The organism is Streptomyces thermoalcalitolerans (genome assembly GCF_039525155.1).
Classification (GTDB): Bacteria; Actinomycetota; Actinomycetes; order Streptomycetales; family Streptomycetaceae; genus Streptomyces; species Streptomyces thermovulgaris.
In genome coordinates this window covers 165,322-181,284 of the sequence record NZ_BAAAHG010000003.1, presented here as the reverse complement: position 1 = coordinate 181,284, position 15,963 = coordinate 165,322, and the positions used below count along the sequence as shown (strand labels likewise).

Sequence of the window (15,963 nt, the reverse complement as noted above, 5' to 3'; positions counted from 1 at the left end):
GAAGGGGCCCACGGGCCGGCGGCGCTCATGTGACCGCTCATTTGACCGATCCGGCCGTCAGACCGCGGATGAAGTACTTGCCGAGCAGCAGGTAGATCAGTGCGGTCGGGACGGCCGCGACGACCGCGCCCGCCATCACGACGTTCCAGTTCACGGACTGGGTGCCGGAGAGGTTGTTCAGCGCCACGGTCACCGGCTGGCTCGCCGGGTCGGGAACGACGACGATGCCGAAGACGAAGTCGTTCCAGATGTTGGTGAACTGGAAGATGCCGGCGACGACGAACCCGGGCAGCGACAGCGGCAGCATCACCCGCCGGAACGTCTGCAGCACACCGGCACCGTCGATGGACGCCGCCTCGACGATGGCCTGCGGCACCGCGGCGTAGTAGTTGCGGAAGATGAGGGTGGCGATGGGGATGCCGTAGACGACGTGGACGAGCGTGAGCCCGGCAAGGGTGCCGTACAGGCCGACCTGCTGCAGGAACGTCACCAGCGGGATCAGCACGGCCTGGTACGGGATGAACATGCCCAGGAGCATGATGGTGAAGACCAGATTGGCCTTCGGGAAGCGCACCTTGGACAGGGCGAACCCGTTGAGGGCACCGACCAGTGAGGAGATGACGGTCGCGGGCACCACCATCAGCAGGCTGTTGGCGAAGTTGCCGGACAGCCGGGACCAGGCCTCGCGGTAGCCGTCGAGGCTGATCGGGGACGGCAGCTGCCACATGGTGGAGACATCGGCCTGCGCGGGGGATTTCAGGCCGGCGGAGACCATCACGTAGACGGGCAGCAGAAACGTCAGCGTGCACACGGTCAGGACCGCGACGGCGGCCCACTGGCCACGGGTGCGGGGCAGGCGCCGGGGCCGTGTCCGGGCACCGGGCGCCGCGGGGGTCGAGGTGCCGGACGGCCCGGCCGCGACAGGAGTCGGAAGCTGGGTGACGGCGCCCATGTCAGGAGTCCTCTCGGGCGTAGGTGCGGACGAGATAGGGCACGACGACCGCGCACACCAGCAGCAGCATCACGACGCTCGCCGCGGCACCGGCGCTGTAGTGCAGGGCGCGGAACATCTGCTCGTAGACGAAGATGCCGGGGACGTCGGTGCTGAAGCCGACCCCGCTGCCCGCCATCGCGTACACCAGGTCGAAGATCTTCAGGCTGACGTGCCCGAGGATGACCAGAGTGGTCAGGGTGACCGGCCGCAGCATCGGCAGGATCACCTTGCGGTAGGTCTGGAGAGGGCCGGCACCGTCCATCAGGGCCGCCTCCCGGACCTCGTCGGGGATGGCGGCCAGGCCCGCGAGGTACATGGCCATCGCGAACCCGCCGAGCTGCCATGCGGCGGCGATCACGACGGGGATGAGGGCCAGGGGGATGCCCACCTGGGTGTGCAGATAGGTGCCGCCCGGGATGACCGCCTCCAGGACACCGTTGAGTTCCCCGACGACGCGGCGGTCGGTGATCCAGTCGGGCTGCAGCGGCTTGCCGGTGAGGGAGGCGTAGGCGCCGGAGATGCCGGTCGCCTTCAGCAGCAGATTGGCGCCGGTCTGCGGGGTGAAGATCCACCGCCACACCACCCCGGTGACGATGAACGACAGGGCGTAGGGGAAGAGGAAGACGCTGCGGAAGAAGGCCCGGCCGAGGACGACGTGGTGCACCAGGACGGCCAGGACCAGCCCGATGGCGACGGAGGCGAGGAGGAACAGCACGGTGAAGACGACCGTGTTGCGCAGGTCCGCCTGGAAGCGGGGGGTGGAGAACAGGTCCGCGTAGTTGCCCAGAAGGTCACTGCGCAGGTCGGTGACGCGGTTGAAGGGATTCCACCGCTGGGTCAGGGAGATGAAGACGGTGAAGCCGATGAAGCCGTAGACGAAGACGGCCAGCAGGAGGAAGCTCGGCGCGACGAGCGCGGGGCCGAGCCAGGTGTGGCGCAGCCGGGCCCAGCGCCCGTGGTTCCTGAGGCGGCCGGTGCGGGCGAGCGGTCGCGCCGGGACCGTACCGGTGTGGGTCATGGTGGACTCTTCTGTCGCTGGTGGTTCGGTGGCCGGGTGGCCTCGGCCGGACGGGCCGAGGCCACCCTGTTGCGGGGAGATCTCGTCACTTCCGCGCGGCGGCGTCGAGGGCCTTGACGAATGCGTCGACGTCCTTGTTCGAGTTGAGCTGGTTGACGGCGTCGAAGAAGGCCTGCTGGAAGCCCGGCGACGTGGCCTCGCCGTGGACCAGCGTGCTGACCAGCGTCCTGTTCCGGAAGTCCTGGGCGGCTGCCTGCTGATAGGCGCCCAGGGACGACACGTCGACGTCGGTGCGCACGGGGGTGGAGCCCTTCGCCTTGTTGAAGGCCAGCTGGCTGTCCTTGCTGCCGACCGAGGCGATCCACTTCTTCACCAGATCGGCGTTCTTGCCGCTCGCCGAGGCCACGAAGACGTCGCCGACGGTGACGAAGACGTCCTCCGAGCCGGGGAAGGCCACGTACCCGAAGTCCTCGCCGTCGCGCTTGCCGTTCTTGAGCAGCTCGCCGTACGCCCAGTCGCCCATGGTGTTGAAGCCGCAGCCGCCGTCGGCCATCCGCTTCACGGCCTGGTCCCAGGTCAGGGCGGAGTGGTCGTCGTTGACCCGGTCGAGCAGCTTCGTGTACTCCTTCACCGCGGCGCGGACCTTCGGGTCGGACCAGTGGGTCTCGCCGCTGACCAGCCGCTGCCAGCCGGTGGCGCCCAGGCGGCCGACGAGGACGTTCTCCAGGACCTCGGCGGAGGCGAAGATGTCCTTGTCGCCCAGGCACAGCGGTGTCCTGCCCTTGGCGCGGAGCCTGTCCAGCGCGCGGTCGAACTCCTGCCGGCTGAGGCGGTCGCCGACGCTGACCCCGGCCTCGGCGAGGACCTTCTTGTTGAACCACAGGACGTTGCCGCGGTGGACGCCGGTGAGGACGCCGTAGACCTTGCCGTCCCGGCTCATCGCCTCGATGAGCGGCTTCGGCATGACGGAGTTCCACTTGTGGGCGGCGTAGACGTCGGTGAGGTCGAGGGCCAGGCCGTTGTCGAGGATCTCGCTCATCGCCTTGCCGGGGTGGGTCTGCCAGGTGTCGGGCGGGTTGCCGCCGACCAGCCGGGTCTGCAGGACCTGCTGGGCGTTGGACCCGCCGCCGCCGGAGACCGCCGCGTTGCGCACCGTCACACCGGGGTTGGCCTTCTTGAAGTTGTCGATCAGGGCGTCGAGGGCGGCGGCCTCGGAACCGGAGGTCCACCAGGAGAAGACCTCCACCTGGTCGGCCTTCTGGCCGCCGGCGGCCGGTCCACCGCCGCAGGCGGAGGCGGTCAGGGCGGCCACGGCGGTCAGCGCCGCGGCCCAGAGGGCTGTTTTCCTCATGGCGTGGGACTCCTTGTGTGTACAGGGGCTGGGGGCAGCGGTTGGGAGTGGGGAGGAGGGGGGAGGAGGGGGGATGTGGGGCGACCGCGGTGGCGGACGGCTGGGCGAGGACCCGGACAAGGGCAGGGGAGGGACGAGGCCCGGATAGGGGGAAAGACGGGATCCGGATAGGAAAAAGGAAGAGGACAGGCGGGGGAGAAGAGGGGGACGGACGGGCCGGCCACGGCCGTGGCGGTGGCCGGTGAAGCGTCCGCGGCCCTGTGTGAAGAAACGATCAGGCAGTCGGCCGGGGGCCGCTCACGGCGGTCAGGGGGCCGCCGAGGATCTTGTGGAGCGCCTCGGTGAAGAAGTAGTCGCCCCACATGACGCTCTCATCGACACCGAGTCCCTTGGACTCGTGGTAGGAGCCGTGCTTGAGCACGCCCTCCCAGGACGGGTCGTCCGAGGCCAGGAAGTCCTCCTGGCACAGCCGCTCCAGTGCGGCGAACGCGTGACCGCGGTAGCGTGCCGCCCGCTCGCCGTCCACCGGCTCCACCAGCTCCGCCAGCTGGATCAGCCCGCTGGCCGCGATCGCGGCGGCGGAGGACTCGTAGGGCAGACGGGGGTCGGGTTCGTCCCAGTCGTTCGGCGGGACGAGCCGGTCGCCGGTGCGCGCGAGGTAGTGATCGGCGCAGGCGATCGCGGTGTCCAGGTAGTCGCGCTCGCCGGTGAGGGCGTAGCAGGTGCCGAATCCGTACAGCGCCCAGGTCTGGCCGCGGGCCCAGCAGGAGTCGGAACGCCAGCCCTGCTGGGTGCTCTGCCGCAGGAACTCGCCGGTCTCCAGGTCGAACACACCCTCGTGCGCGGTGCTGCCGTCGCCGCGGACCAGATGGCGCCGGGTGGTGCGGCAGTGCTGGTGGGCGATGTCCAGCAGGGCGTCGTCCCCGCTGTGCTGTGCGGCGTGGAAGACGATGCCGACGTTCATCATGATGTCGATGAACAGGCTGTCGGGGGCGAGGAAGGACCGCAGGTACCGTCCCGCCGGGTTGTAGCGCAGGCCCATGGTGCGCCCGGCGGTCACCACGACGTCGTTCCTGGACGGGTCGCCGGTCAGGTCGTACCACCGCTTCCAGGTGGGCCAGAAGACGAACCCGAGGTCGTGCACGGTCCGGTCGTGCTTGCGGGGCTCCACCAGCAAGGAGTAGTGCTCGGCCCGGCGCCGCCACAGCGGATCGCCGGTGACCTCGGCGAAGATCCACATCTGGCCGCCGAGGAATCCCTCGCACCAGTTGGTCCAGGGCTCCTTGTCGTGGTGCCACCGGCCGCGCTCGGTGTAGAGGGGGAAGTAGTCGCCGTGCGCGGTGACCAGCCGGTCCACCTTCTCCTGGGCGACGCCGAGGGCGCGTTCGGCCGCGGCGCGCAGCGAGGCGGGCGGATGCAGGCCCCCCGCGGCGGATGCGATGGTCTCCGTCATGGTCAGTGCGCTCCTTCCGCCGGGACCCACCGGATGCGCCGTGGGCCGGTGTGCACCACCACGCTCTTCAGCTCGGTGAAGGCGTCGATGGCGTGTCGTCCGAGTTCGCGGCCGATGCCGCTCTCGCCGTACCCCCCGAAACTGATCTCGGGGAAGCCGTCCATGAAGCAGTTGACCCAGACCGTGCCGGCCCGGCTGCGGCGTGCGTAGGCCAGGGCGGTGTCGACGTCCCGTGTCCACACCGCCGACGACAGGCCGTAGGGGGTGGAGTTGGTGATCGAGACGGCTTCGTCGAGGGAACCGAAACGCAGGACGGACAGCACCGGCCCGAAGATCTCCGTCGTCGCGATCGACATGTCCGCGGTGACGCGGTCGAAGACGGTCGGGGCGTAGAACCGGCCGGTGGGGGTGTCGAGGCGGTGTCCGCCGAGCAGCAGCTCGGCGCCCGCATCGATGCCTTCGCCGACGAGCCGTTCGATGACCCGCAGCTGTTCGTCGCTGGCGATGGCACCGACCTTGGTGGTCTCGTCGAGGGGGTCTCCGACCACGACCCGCCGGGCGTGCTCCACCACACGCGCGACGAACTCGTCGGCGATGTCGTGGTGCACCAGCAGCCTGCTTCCGGAGTTGCAGCACTCGCCCTGGTTGAACAGCACGCCGAAGACCACGGCGTCGACGGCGGCGTCGAGATCGGCGTCGGGGAAGACGACCTGCGGGTTCTTGCCGCCGAGTTCCAGCTCCACGCGCTTGAGGGTGCGGGCCGCGGCGGCCATGACCTTCTTGCCCACCTGAGTGGAACCGGTGAAGGAGACCATGTCCACGAGCGGGTGCTCGCTCAGCCGGGCCCCGGCGTCCCCCTTGCCGGTGACGACGTTGACCACGCCGGCCGGGATGCCGGCCTCGGTCACCAGGTCGCCGAGGACGAGGGTGGTGCCCGGGGTGAGCTGACTGGGCTTGACCACCGCCGTGCAGCCGACGGCGAGCGCGAAGGGCAGCTTCTGGCTGACGATGAGCAGGGGGAAGTTCCAGGGGGTGATGATGCCGACGACGCCGACCGGTTCCCGCAGGGCCAGGCCCAGGTAGTCGCCGCCGAGGGCGTTGTGGGCGTCGCCGTAGGCGTGCTGGGCCAGGGTGGCCGCGTAGTACCACAGCTCGGCGGTGGTGGCGACCTCGCCGCGTGCCTGGGCGATGGGCTTGCCGCTCTCCAGCGCCTCCACACGGGCCAGTTCCTCGGCGTGTTCCTCCACGAGGGCGGCGACGCGCCGCAGGAGGCGGGCGCGCTCCATGCCGGGCAGGTCGCGCCAGCGGCCGTCATCGAACGCCTTGCGGGCGGTTTCCACGGCCAGGTCGATCTCCTGGGGGCCGGCTTCGGCGTACTCGCCGACGACGCGGTCGTGGGCGGGGCTGGTACGGGTGAACCGCCGTCCGTCGGACGCGTGGACGTGCTCGCCGCCGATGAGCAGGCAATGGCGGCGCGGCTCGGTGGTGTCGGTGGTGGTCATGGCAGGGGTCTCCAGGGGGTCATCGGCCGAGGAACCGGGGAGTGCGCCGTTCGCGGAAGGCGGCCAGGCCCTCGGCGCGGTCGTCGGTGGCGGCGGACAGCGCCCCGGCGAGGGCTTCGAACGCCTCGGCGCTGGACGGTGTCGCATGGTTGAGCACCTGCTTGGCGAGCTGCACCGCGACGGGACCGCGGCGGGCGACGGCGGCGGCGAGGCGCTCGGCGGCCTCCCGCACCCCGTCGGCCGGCGCGACCTCGTCGACCAGGCCCCAGTGCAGGGCCGTGGCCGCGTCGACGAGGTCCCCGGTGAGGATCATCCGCTTGGCCCGGGCCGGGCCGACGAGGGCGGTGAGGCGCGCCGTGCCGCCCCATCCGGGCAGGGTGCCGATGCCGACCTCCGGCAGGCCGAGGCGTGCGGTGTCCGCGGCGACGCGCAGGTCGCAGGCCAGGGCCAGCTCCAGGCCGCCGCCGAAGGCACCGGCCTGGAGCACCGCGATGGTCGGCTGCCGCAGGCCCGCCAGCCGGCGGAAGGCCTCGTGACCGGTGTGCACCCAGTGCCGCCACACGGCCAGCGCGTCGTGGTCCGCGAAGGCCCCGAGGTCGGCTCCCGCGCAGAAGGCGCGGTCCCCTTCCGCGGCGACCAGGACCACGCGAATCGTCTCGTCGGCGTGGACGGTCTCCGTGTGCCCGGCCAGCTGCTCGAGCATCGCCGGGGTCAGGGCGTTGAGCTTCTCGGGCCGTGCCAGCCGGATCACGGCCGTGTCGCCGTGACGTTCCAGCCGGACGGCGCCCGTGGACGAGGCGGTGCGGGTGTCACTCACGGCGGCCTCCCGCGGCCAGGTCGAGCGAGACCGGCTCGGGGCGGAACAGCCGGGCGTCCATGACGGTGAGCCGGGGACTGATCCGCAGCGGGAAGTCCGCGCGTTCCACCACGTCCCGCTGGACGTCGACCCCGGGGGCGATCTCGGTGACGGTCAGTCCTTCGGACAGGAGCCTCAGCACGCACCGCTCGGTCACGACGGTGACGCGCCGGCCCTCGGCCACCGCCCGTCTGCCGCTGAAGGTGACCTGCTGGACGGCGCCGACGAACTTGGCCGCGGTGCCGTCCCGGCGGATGCGCAGCTCGCCGTCCTCGATCGCGAGGTCGCCGCGTCCGGCGGTGAAGCGTCCGCTGAAGACCAGGTGGCGGGCGTTGGCGGTGATGTCGGCGAAGCCGCCCACACCGGCGGTGATGTGGGAGCGTCCGGGCAGCGCGGAGACGTTGACGTTGCCCTCGGCGTCGATCTCCAGGAAGGACAGCATCGCGGTGTCGAACGCCCCGCTCTGCAGAAACGTGAACTGGTCCGCGGAGGGGAGGATCGCCTCGGGGTTCAGCGCGCACCCGAAGGCGAAGCCGGTGAGCGGGAAGCCGCCGATCGCGCCCTGCTCGATGACCCAGGTGACGTCGTGGTGGCAGCCCTCCTCCAGCAGGATCCTCGGGACGAGGGCCGATATGCCGAAGCCCAGGTTGACCACGGCGCCCCGGGTGAGCTCCATGGCGGCGCGCCGCGCGATCACCTTCTCCAGCCCGAACGCGGCGGGCTCCACCTCCGTCAGCGGGCGGCGCAGCGCACCGGCCAGGGCCGGGTCGAACGGGGTCTGGGTGGTCTGCATCTGCTCGGGGTCGACGACGATGCGGTCGACGAGGATGCCGGGGACGCGCACCTGCTGCGCCGGCAGGGAGCCCGCCTCGGCGATGCGCTTGACCTGTGCGATGACCAGGCCGCCGCGCGCCCGGGCGGCCAGCGCCTGGTCGAGGGCGCCGAGGGGGGAACCCTCGTCCTCCATGGTGAGGTTGCCGTTCTCGTCCGCGGTGGTGGCCCGGATGACGGCCACGTCCACGCCGATGGCCGGATAGAACAGCCATTCGCGTCCGTCGAAGTGCTCGACCCGCACGAACTGCGGTGTGACCGCGTTCATCCGTCCGCCCTCGCGGCGCGGGTCGACGAAGGTGTCCAGACCGACGGTGGTCAGGACGCCGGGCTGGCCGGTCGCGGCGCTGCGGTGCATCTGGAACAGCACGCCCGAGGGCAGGTTGTACGCCTCGACCTCTCCGGCCTCGATCAGCTTGCGGATCAGCGGCGGCTCCAGGGACGACGGCCCGCTCGGGTAGGAGCCGGCGAACACCCGCTTCAGCAGGCCGGGTTGGGCGAGGTGGTCGATGCCCTTGATGCCGTACATGTCGCCGGCGGCGATGGGGTGCAGAGCGGTCAGTCCCCGCGGGGCGCCGGTCGCGCCGAACCGCTCGCCGATGGCACGCAGCACGGCGTCGGGGCAGCCGAGCCCGCTGGAGGAACTGACCGACACCACCGCGCCGTCCGGCACGAGAGCGGCCGCCTCCGCCGCGCTGATCACTGGTTTGCGTGTCACGACGCCTCTTCCTCCAGGGTGCTCACAGGTGTCACAGGGGCGCGGGCGCCGGTGCGCAGCGCGTCGCGGACGGCGAGGGCGACGGCGAGGGACGCGAATCCGTCGGTGCCCGTGGCCAGCGGCGTGCCGTCGCCGTGGACGGCGTCGGCGAAGGCCCGCAGGCCGGTGACGTAGAGGTCGTCGCGGGGGCCGACGTCGACGGGCGTGCCGGTGCCGCCCCGGCGGAGCACCACCTCGCCGTCGGGGTCCTGGGTCATCGCGTCGGTGGCGAACACCGAGGCGTCGGTGCCGTGCACCTCCAGGGCCGTACCGGCGTGCGGAACGGTGAACGCGTCGTGGGTGAAGCCGAGGACGTCGCCCTCAAGACGCAGGACCGCCATGGCGGCGTCCTCGACACCGGGTGCGGCCAGCCCCTGGTTGACGGCGGTCGCGGTCACGTCGAGCACCTCACGGCCGAGGACGAACCGCAGGGCGTCGGCGTCGTGGACGGTGATGTCGAGGACGACCCCGCCGCCGGCGGCGGGGTTCTCCAGCCGCCAGCCGCGCAACCGCTGGGGAAGCTCGACGGCGTGGTGGACCCGGACCGCCAGGGGCCGGCCGATGTCTCCGGCCGCCACCAGCTTTTGGATCGTTCTAACAACAGGTGAGGCGCGCAGGTGGTGGTTGGTGCCGAGCACCACCCCGGCGGCGCGCGCGGCGCGCACGATGTCCGCGGCGTCGTCCAGGGTCATCGCCAGCGGCTTCTCGCACAGCACGTGCCGGCCCGCCGCCGCGGCGGCGACGGCCTGGTCGCGGTGCAGTTCGTTGGTGGTGCTGATGTACACCGCGTCCGCCGGCACCGACAGGGCCTCCTCGAGCGTGCCCGCCGCCACCGGCACCTGATGCCGCTCGGCGAACTGCCGCCCGCGTTCGGGGCTGCTGCTGAAGACGGCCACCGGATCCTGCCCGAGCGCCCGCATCGCGGGAATCATCCGCGTGGCGGCGATGTCGCTCGCTCCGATCAGGACCCACCTCAAGGGCCTGTTCATGGGGTCTTCACCTCCGCCCCGCCGGTCACGCAAGCGGCTTGACTCAGTCATTGAGACTCCTTCGCACAGTGTTTCTCGGGGCGGCAGCCGCAGGAGGCGCGCACCACGAGCCGGGGCACGCTCACGTCGCTCTCCACGGGGCCGTCCGGGCGCTCTATGCGTCTGATGAGCAACCGGGCGGCACGTTCGCCCAGTTCGCGAGGTCTGATGGCCACGGTGGTGAGTGCCGGGTGCTGCAGGGCCGACTCCGCGATGTCGTCGAAGCCGGTGACCCGGACGTCCTCGCCGACGCGGAGCCCGAGCTCCTCACAGGCGAGGAGGACGCCGAAGGTGACGACGTCGCTGTAGCACACGATGGCGTCGGGGCGGTTCTTGCGGCTCAGCACGGCGAGTGCCGCGTCGTATCCGCCCTGCCGGGTCGCGGGGCTGGGCACCGACCTGCCCGCCGGGAGCGTGCGCCGCCGGGCGGCCAGCGCCTCCCGCACGCCGCGCTCCCGGTCGTACCGTGCCGAGGAGCCCTCGGGCCCGCCGAGGAAGGCGACCCTGCGCGCTCCGTGCTCCAGCAGGTGCTCGGTGGCGGCGCGGGCGCCCACCACGTTGTCGGCCCCCACGTACGGGGCGGGGTGGCCGTCGACGTAGCGCACGACCAGCAGGTGCGGGACCCGGGCCGTCACCAGGGGACGCAGGTCCGCGGCGGTGGTGTTGCGCGCCGGGGTGATCAGCAGGCCGTCCGCGCCGTACTCCTGCATCACCCGCGTCAGGTCGGCCTGCTTGGCCGTCGACTCGTAGTTGTGGCCGAGCAGGACGACGATGCCCGCGTCCGCGAGGGCCGCCTCCACGCCGACGGTCAGTTCGGCGAAGAAGGGGTTGGAGACGTCGGTGACGAGCAGTCCCACGGTGTGCGAGCGGCGGCTGCGCAGGCTCGCGGCGCCGCGGTGGTAGACGTACCCGAGCCGGTCCATCGACGCGCGCACGCGCGCCCGGGTCGACTCCGCGACCAGCGGACTGTCCCTCAGCACCAGCGACACGGTCGCGCGCGAGACCTTCGCGTCCGCCGCCACGTCCGCCAGCGTGACTCTGCTCTTGCCCATCTCCCCGCCACTTTCGTCGACCTGACCGGCTTTCATGCCTCGCCCAGTACGTGCGCGGCACCCTTCTCGCCGATCATGATGGACGGGGCCTGGGTGTTGCCGCTGATCAGCGTCGGCATGATGGAGGCGTCGATCACACGCAGCCCCTGAAGCCCGTGCACACGCAGGTCCGTGTCCACCACGGCCATGTCGTCGCTGCCCATCTTGCAGGTGCCCACGGGGTGGTAGTCGGTCTTGGACCACTGCTTGATGTAGGCGCGGATCTCCTGCTTGGTGCGCACCCGGGCGCCGGGCATGTGCTCACGCCTGATCAGCGGCGCGAAGGCGGAGGTGGCCAGCAGCTCGCGTCCCTTCTCGAAAGCCGCCATCGAGATCTCCCAGTCGTACGGGTCGGCGAGGAAGTTGGGGTCGATGGCGGGCGGGACGAGCGGATCGGCCGAGCGCAGCGTCACCTCTCCGATGCTGCGCGGGCGCAGGTTGCAGGTGTTGATCGTGACCCCGTGGCCCTTGATGCGCTGCCGGCCGTGGTCGACGACGTACGCCGGCAGGCAGTGGATCTGGATGTCGGGCGAGCGCACCTTCTCGCTGCTGCGCAGGAAGGCGCCCGCCTCTGCCACGCACGCCGTGACCGGACCGGTGCGGAACAGCAGGTACTGCAGCCCGTGCCACAGGGCGCGGTCCCAGCGGTCCTCCTGGTTGTAGCTGACGGGGGCCGTCTTTGCCGTGATGTAGACGTCCATGTGGTCCTGCAGGTTCTTCCCCACGCCCTTGAGGTCGTGGACCACGGGGATGCCGAGCCGGCTCAGTTCCTCGCCCGGCCCGATGCCGGACAGCAGGAGCAGCCGGGGCGAGTTGACGGCACCGCCGCTGAGGATCACCTCGCCCTCGGCACAGGCGGTGTGCTCCTTCCCGCCCCGCAGGTACGTCACGCCCACCGCACGGCCGTGCTTCACCACCACCCGGGTGGCCAACGCCTCCGTGACCACGGTGAGGTTGGGGCGCCGCCGGGCCGGCCGCAGGAAGGCGGTGGCGGCGCTCTCCCGCCGGGCGTTGCGCTGGGTGACGTCGTAGTAGCCGACACCGTCCTGCTCGGCGCCGTTGAAGTCGTGGTTGTAGGGAAGGCCCATTTCCTGGCCCGCGCGGACGAACGCCTTGGTCAGGGGATTGTGCATGAGCTGCTCGACGACGCTCATCGGCCCCGAGGTGCCGTGGAAGCCGTCCGCGAGCCGCTCGTTGGCCTCCGACTTCTTGAAGTACGGCAGGACGTCCTGGTATCCCCAGCCCTTGTTGCCCAGATCGCGCCACTCGTCGTAGTCCAGCCGGTGGCCCCGGATGTAGATCATGGCGTTGATCGAGGTGCTGCCGCCCAGCGTCCTGCCCTGCGGGTAGTACATCGAGCGGCCGTCGAGATGGCGCTGGGGGACCGTCTCGAAGCGCCAGTTGACCTTCGGACTGGTGAGCTTGGTGAAGCCGACCGGCATGTGGATCAGCGGAGACCGGTCCGCCGGGCCGGCCTCCAGGAGAAGTACCCGGTGATCGGGGTTCGCGCTCAGCCGGTTCGCCACCACGCACCCGGCGGCCCCGGCACCCACGACCACATAGGTGAAGCGGTCGACCATGTGACGTTCACTCCCTCGCAACCGATCTTTTAGATCGGTCTAAATCTGCGTTGGAGCGATCTAAATGTGGTACTCCCGGGTCGTCAAGGGGTGCTGCGCGAAAAAACCTGGGCCCGCCCGGCTCCCGCGTCCGTCCGACGGCCGACCGGACGGTCCGGGCATGTCCCGGCGTGCGGACACCTGGCCGCGCCCCTGATGCCGTTCGCGGCGACAAACCGGCTCTCACCTGCGGAGACATCCTGACCGAGGTGAGCAGCCGCCACGCCGGCACCGAGGTGACCGGCCGTCGGCCCGCGGGTTCCGCGGTGATGCCCCCGGGTCCTTCGGCGGCCTGCCGCGCGAGGTGCCGGGCGGTTCGACGCCTTCTGCCGGAGGCGGCTCTGGAGGACGGTTTTGGATCGATTCAATCGCCAGTGACATGTCCCGGTGAGAGGGGCTGGACCCACCGAGGACCCACGCACAGACCGTCAGGCCGTCTCGGCCACGGAGGTGCTCCACCTCCTCGGCGAAGACCGGGTCCGCGGCGGCGAATGACATGACGTCCGTCCCGTCGGCGGGAACGGCGATGCGGCGCATCCCGGCCCGGTGCGCCGCCTCCACCCCCGGCGCGGCGCCCTCGACGACGGCACAACGCTGCTGATGACGGGAGTGCGGCCGGCGGTGCTGATCCTGGTCTTTCCGCCCCTGGCGGTCCGCAGGTTCCGGAAACCGGGCGAGCAGGCGCGCGGGGGCGCCGTCAGAACAGCGGCTCGGGCAGCACTCCCTCCAGCGCGAGCAGCCTCCGCTTGGTCTCCAGGCCGCCCCCGAATCCGCCGATGCCCCCGTCGCTCTCGACCACCCGGTGGCACGGCACCACCACCGGCAGCGGATTGGAGCCCATCGCCGCGCCCACCGCCTGCGCGGCACCCGGCTGCCCGACCCGCTCGGCGAGCTCGCCGTACCCGACGACCGTGCCGTACGGCACGGTCGCCGCGAGTTCGCGCAGCACCTGCCGGTTGAAGCCCGAGATCAGCGACCAGTCCAGCGGCAGTGCGAAGTCGCGCCGCTCGCCCGCGAGGTACGCCCGGATCTGGCGTATCGGCTCCGCGAGCAGCGGGGAGCCGGGCTCCTCGACCGGCTCCCCGCCCAGCCGGGACGCCAGCCGGGTCAGGGCCCGGTCCCGTACCGCTTTGGTGGCGTGGAAGACGACATTGACCAGGCCCTTGCGGGTCGCGGCCAGCAACAGGGGGCCGATGCCGGTGTCGACGACGGCCCACACGACCTGTTCGCTGCGCTCGTGGCTGTCCATGGGACGACAGTACGGCCCGTCACCGACAACGCCCCCGCTGTCCCGGGCCCGCTTCCGCGGCGGCGGGCACGGGACGCTCACGATTCCCTGGCGGGGACGCTCATGACCCGCCGACTGCCTCCCGCACCACGTCCGGCTTGTCCGTGATGATTCCGTCCACGCCGTACCCGGCGACGGTCCGGGCACGGGCGGCGTCGTTCACCGTCCAGGTGAAGACCTTCAGCGGCTTGCCGTGCGGTCCGGTGAGGGCGTGGACGGCCTTCACGTAGTCCGCGGAGAGCGTGCCGTGGGACGGGTTGATCAGGTCCGCGAAGGCCGCGTACCGCTTCAGGTCCGCCTCGGCCGGACGGCCGAGGAAGCCGGTGGTGACGGCGGGCTTCAGCTCGTGCACGATCCGCAGGCTGTCCGCGCTGAAGCTCTGCACGATCAGCCGGTCCGCCAGGTGTTGCCGGTCGAGCCAGCCGTCGTTGGCCAGCTGCTTCAGGATCTGCTGCTCGATGCCCGGATACAGCTCGGGGCTCTTGATCTCCAGCAGCAGCTTCTGGTGGTTGCGCTCGACCCGGCGCAGATACTGCTCCAGCGTCGGCACGCGCGTGCCCGCGTACGCGGGGGAGAACCAGCTGCCCGCGTCCAGGCGGGCGATCTCCGCGGCGGTGAAGTCCTTCACCTTCCACGGCGCCCGGTCGGGAAAGACCTCCTCGACGTTGGTCGTCCGCTCCAGGCTGTCGTCGTGGATCACCACGAGCCGGCCGTCCTTGGTGCGCTGCACGTCGTTCTCCACCCAGGAGATGCCGAGCGCGGCGGCCTTGTCGACGGCGGGCAGGGTGTTCTCCGGGGCGTAGGCGGAGGCACCCCGGTGAGCGACGACCACAGGAGACAGTTCACGGGGTCCGGCGGCCTGTGCCCCGGATGCGGGCAACAGCAGGACGGCCCCCGCCAGTGCGGTGGCCAGGGCGGCAACTGCACGCATGCGCATGCGTACTCCTCGCGACGGGGAATCACTGACAGCACCAGAGTGGCAGCGGAAAGTCAACGAGACCCGAACGTACGGAGAACCCGCAGGACGACACACGGGACGACACGCGGGGCGACGTGGAGGACGTGTGTGCATGCGGTTGACTTCTGTGTGCCCACCGTTGGCACACATCTGCGGCGAGGCCGTGTTTCTTTGCCGCAGAACCGTTCGGCCGGTCCGGGGGAGTCGTACTCTCGCGTCAGCCCTGACCGCGCGGCGGTCCTGGACGGGGGCGTATCAAGGCATTCCGGGACGCGGGAAGGCGGAAGGGCATCCGCACATGCACGGCACGGTCGACGGATTCAGCTACGGGCTCGTCACCCCGGTGGTGGCCTGCCTCATGGCCTGCCTGGGCGGAGCTCTCGGCCTGCACTGCACCACCCGTGCCCTGCTGGTCGCGGGCTCCTGGCGTCCTGGCTGGCTCGCCCTGGCCTCGGCGGCCACCGGCTCCGGCATATGGACCGCGCACTTCGTGGCGATGATCGGCTTCACCGTCGAGGAGACACCCGTCCACTACGACCGGACGGCGACGTACACGAGCCTGGCCGCGGCCGTCGCCATGGTGGGTGTGGGGATCTTCATCGTCGGCTACCGGGGGGCGACCGGCTCCGCGCTGTTCACCGGGGGCACGATCACCGGTCTGGGCATCGCCACCATGCACTACCTGGGCATGGTGGCGATGCGGCTCAACGGCACCCTGGAGTACGACACCCTCACCGTCGCCGCCTCCGTCGTCATCGGCGTCGTCGCCGCCACCACCGCCCTCTGGGCGGCCGGACAGGGCAGGGGACCGCTGTGGACCGTCGGCGCGAGCCTGGTCATGGGCCTCGCCGTCAGCGGCATGCACTACACCGGCATGGCCGCCGTCAGCGTCCACCTGCACGGCACCGGCGGCACCTCCGTCGCCGGTGAGTCACCGGCCGCCCTGCTCGGGCCGATGCTGGCCGGCCCGCTCTCCTTCCTGCTGCTCGCCGGCGCCGTCGTCCTGCTTGGCCACCGGACGGCCGCGGGCGGGCCCGCCCGGATCCCCGCCGAGCGCAAGCCGGGCGTCCCGGCCGGCGAGCACGTCTTTCACACCGCCCGCCGTCCGCTGTCCCGCAGCCGCCGTGTCCCGGCCCGCGCCCCGCGCCGCGGTCCGGCCCGGGAACGCTTCCGCACACCGCAGAACCGCTGACCGGCGCCCGTTGTCAGCGGGGGGT

13 protein-coding genes are annotated in these 15,963 nt (G+C 71.3%); 1 reads left to right on the top strand and 12 read right to left on the bottom strand.

Translation table 11 applies throughout. The features are described 5' to 3' along the window. Window positions 1-37 precede the first annotated feature (37 nt). The 12 genes from ABD224_RS03570 to ABD224_RS03515 all read right to left on the bottom strand — a co-directional run bounded on the left by ABD224_RS03570 (window position 38) and on the right by ABD224_RS03515 (window position 14,725). The gene (locus ABD224_RS03570; protein WP_344046632.1) at window positions 38-952 is read right to left on the bottom strand and encodes a carbohydrate ABC transporter permease; all 915 of its coding nucleotides are present in this window, start codon (window positions 950-952) and stop codon (window positions 38-40) included. Window position 953: 1 nt separating this feature from the next. Continuing rightward, window positions 954-2,012: a carbohydrate ABC transporter permease gene (locus ABD224_RS03565; RefSeq protein ID WP_344046630.1), complete on the bottom strand. Its 1,059-nt coding sequence runs from the start codon at window positions 2,010-2,012 to the stop codon at window positions 954-956. 85 nt (window positions 2,013-2,097) lie between these two features. Then, the gene (locus ABD224_RS03560) at window positions 2,098-3,363 is read right to left on the bottom strand and encodes an ABC transporter substrate-binding protein (RefSeq protein WP_344046628.1); all 1,266 of its coding nucleotides are present in this window, start codon (window positions 3,361-3,363) and stop codon (window positions 2,098-2,100) included. Between the two features lie 274 nt (window positions 3,364-3,637). After that, window positions 3,638-4,816, bottom strand: coding sequence for a glycoside hydrolase family 88 protein (locus ABD224_RS03555; protein WP_344046626.1), 1,179 nt, complete (start codon window positions 4,814-4,816; stop codon window positions 3,638-3,640). A gap of 2 nt (window positions 4,817-4,818) precedes the next feature. After that, window positions 4,819-6,318, bottom strand: coding sequence for an aldehyde dehydrogenase family protein (locus ABD224_RS03550; RefSeq protein ID WP_344046624.1), 1,500 nt, complete (start codon window positions 6,316-6,318; stop codon window positions 4,819-4,821). A 19-nt stretch (window positions 6,319-6,337) separates the two neighbouring features. Next, window positions 6,338-7,135: an enoyl-CoA hydratase/isomerase family protein gene (locus ABD224_RS03545; RefSeq protein ID WP_344046622.1), complete on the bottom strand. Its 798-nt coding sequence runs from the start codon at window positions 7,133-7,135 to the stop codon at window positions 6,338-6,340. Further along, on the bottom strand, window positions 7,128-8,723 hold the full coding sequence (locus ABD224_RS03540; protein WP_344046620.1) for an acyl CoA:acetate/3-ketoacid CoA transferase: 1,596 nt from the start codon (window positions 8,721-8,723) through the stop codon (window positions 7,128-7,130). The genes ABD224_RS03545 and ABD224_RS03540 overlap by 8 nt, the downstream gene beginning before the upstream one ends. Continuing rightward, window positions 8,720-9,751 (bottom strand): Gfo/Idh/MocA family protein, encoded by a 1,032-nt coding sequence (locus tag ABD224_RS03535; protein ID WP_344046618.1) that lies wholly within the window; start codon window positions 9,749-9,751, stop codon window positions 8,720-8,722. The genes ABD224_RS03540 and ABD224_RS03535 overlap by 4 nt, the downstream gene beginning before the upstream one ends. Before the next feature lie 47 nt (window positions 9,752-9,798). Further along, entirely contained in the window at window positions 9,799-10,842 is a 1,044-nt protein-coding gene (locus ABD224_RS03530; RefSeq protein WP_344046616.1) for a LacI family DNA-binding transcriptional regulator, read from the bottom strand. A gap of 32 nt (window positions 10,843-10,874) precedes the next feature. Beyond that, window positions 10,875-12,461, bottom strand: a complete 1,587-nt coding sequence (locus ABD224_RS03525; protein WP_344046614.1) for a GMC family oxidoreductase — start codon at window positions 12,459-12,461, stop codon at window positions 10,875-10,877. A gap of 736 nt (window positions 12,462-13,197) precedes the next feature. Beyond that, complete coding sequence (locus ABD224_RS03520) at window positions 13,198-13,749, bottom strand: methylated-DNA--[protein]-cysteine S-methyltransferase (protein WP_344046612.1); 552 nt, start codon at window positions 13,747-13,749, stop codon at window positions 13,198-13,200. Window positions 13,750-13,849: 100 nt separating this feature from the next. Continuing rightward, window positions 13,850-14,725 carry a glycerophosphodiester phosphodiesterase gene (locus ABD224_RS03515; RefSeq protein WP_344046610.1) on the bottom strand — a complete coding sequence of 292 codons (876 nt, stop codon included), beginning with the start codon at window positions 14,723-14,725 and terminating at the stop codon, window positions 13,850-13,852. 319 nt (window positions 14,726-15,044) lie between these two features. Here ABD224_RS03515 and ABD224_RS03510 point away from each other — a divergent pair, with 319 nt between their 5' ends. Next, a complete protein-coding gene (locus tag ABD224_RS03510) occupies window positions 15,045-15,938 on the top strand; it encodes an MHYT domain-containing protein (RefSeq protein ID WP_344046608.1) in 894 nt (297 codons plus the stop codon). The last annotated feature ends 25 nt before the right edge of the window (window positions 15,939-15,963 follow it).

Coding starts and splice junctions, on each gene's coding strand:
- ABD224_RS03570 (WP_344046632.1), bottom strand. CDS start 952: ATGGGCGCCGTCACCCAGCTTCCGACTCCTGTCGCGGCCGGGCCGTCC.
- ABD224_RS03565 (WP_344046630.1), bottom strand. CDS start 2,012: ATGACCCACACCGGTACGGTCCCGGCGCGACCGCTCGCCCGCACCGGC.
- ABD224_RS03560 (WP_344046628.1), bottom strand. CDS start 3,363: ATGAGGAAAACAGCCCTCTGGGCCGCGGCGCTGACCGCCGTGGCCGCC.
- ABD224_RS03555 (WP_344046626.1), bottom strand. CDS start 4,816: ATGACGGAGACCATCGCATCCGCCGCGGGGGGCCTGCATCCGCCCGCC.
- ABD224_RS03550 (WP_344046624.1), bottom strand. CDS start 6,318: ATGACCACCACCGACACCACCGAGCCGCGCCGCCATTGCCTGCTCATC.
- ABD224_RS03535 (WP_344046618.1), bottom strand. CDS start 9,751: ATGAACAGGCCCTTGAGGTGGGTCCTGATCGGAGCGAGCGACATCGCC.
- ABD224_RS03530 (WP_344046616.1), bottom strand. CDS start 10,842: ATGGGCAAGAGCAGAGTCACGCTGGCGGACGTGGCGGCGGACGCGAAG.
- ABD224_RS03525 (WP_344046614.1), bottom strand. CDS start 12,461: ATGGTCGACCGCTTCACCTATGTGGTCGTGGGTGCCGGGGCCGCCGGG.
- ABD224_RS03520 (WP_344046612.1), bottom strand. CDS start 13,749: ATGGACAGCCACGAGCGCAGCGAACAGGTCGTGTGGGCCGTCGTCGAC.
- ABD224_RS03515 (WP_344046610.1), bottom strand. CDS start 14,725: ATGCGCATGCGTGCAGTTGCCGCCCTGGCCACCGCACTGGCGGGGGCC.
- ABD224_RS03510 (WP_344046608.1), top strand. CDS start 15,045: ATGCACGGCACGGTCGACGGATTCAGCTACGGGCTCGTCACCCCGGTG.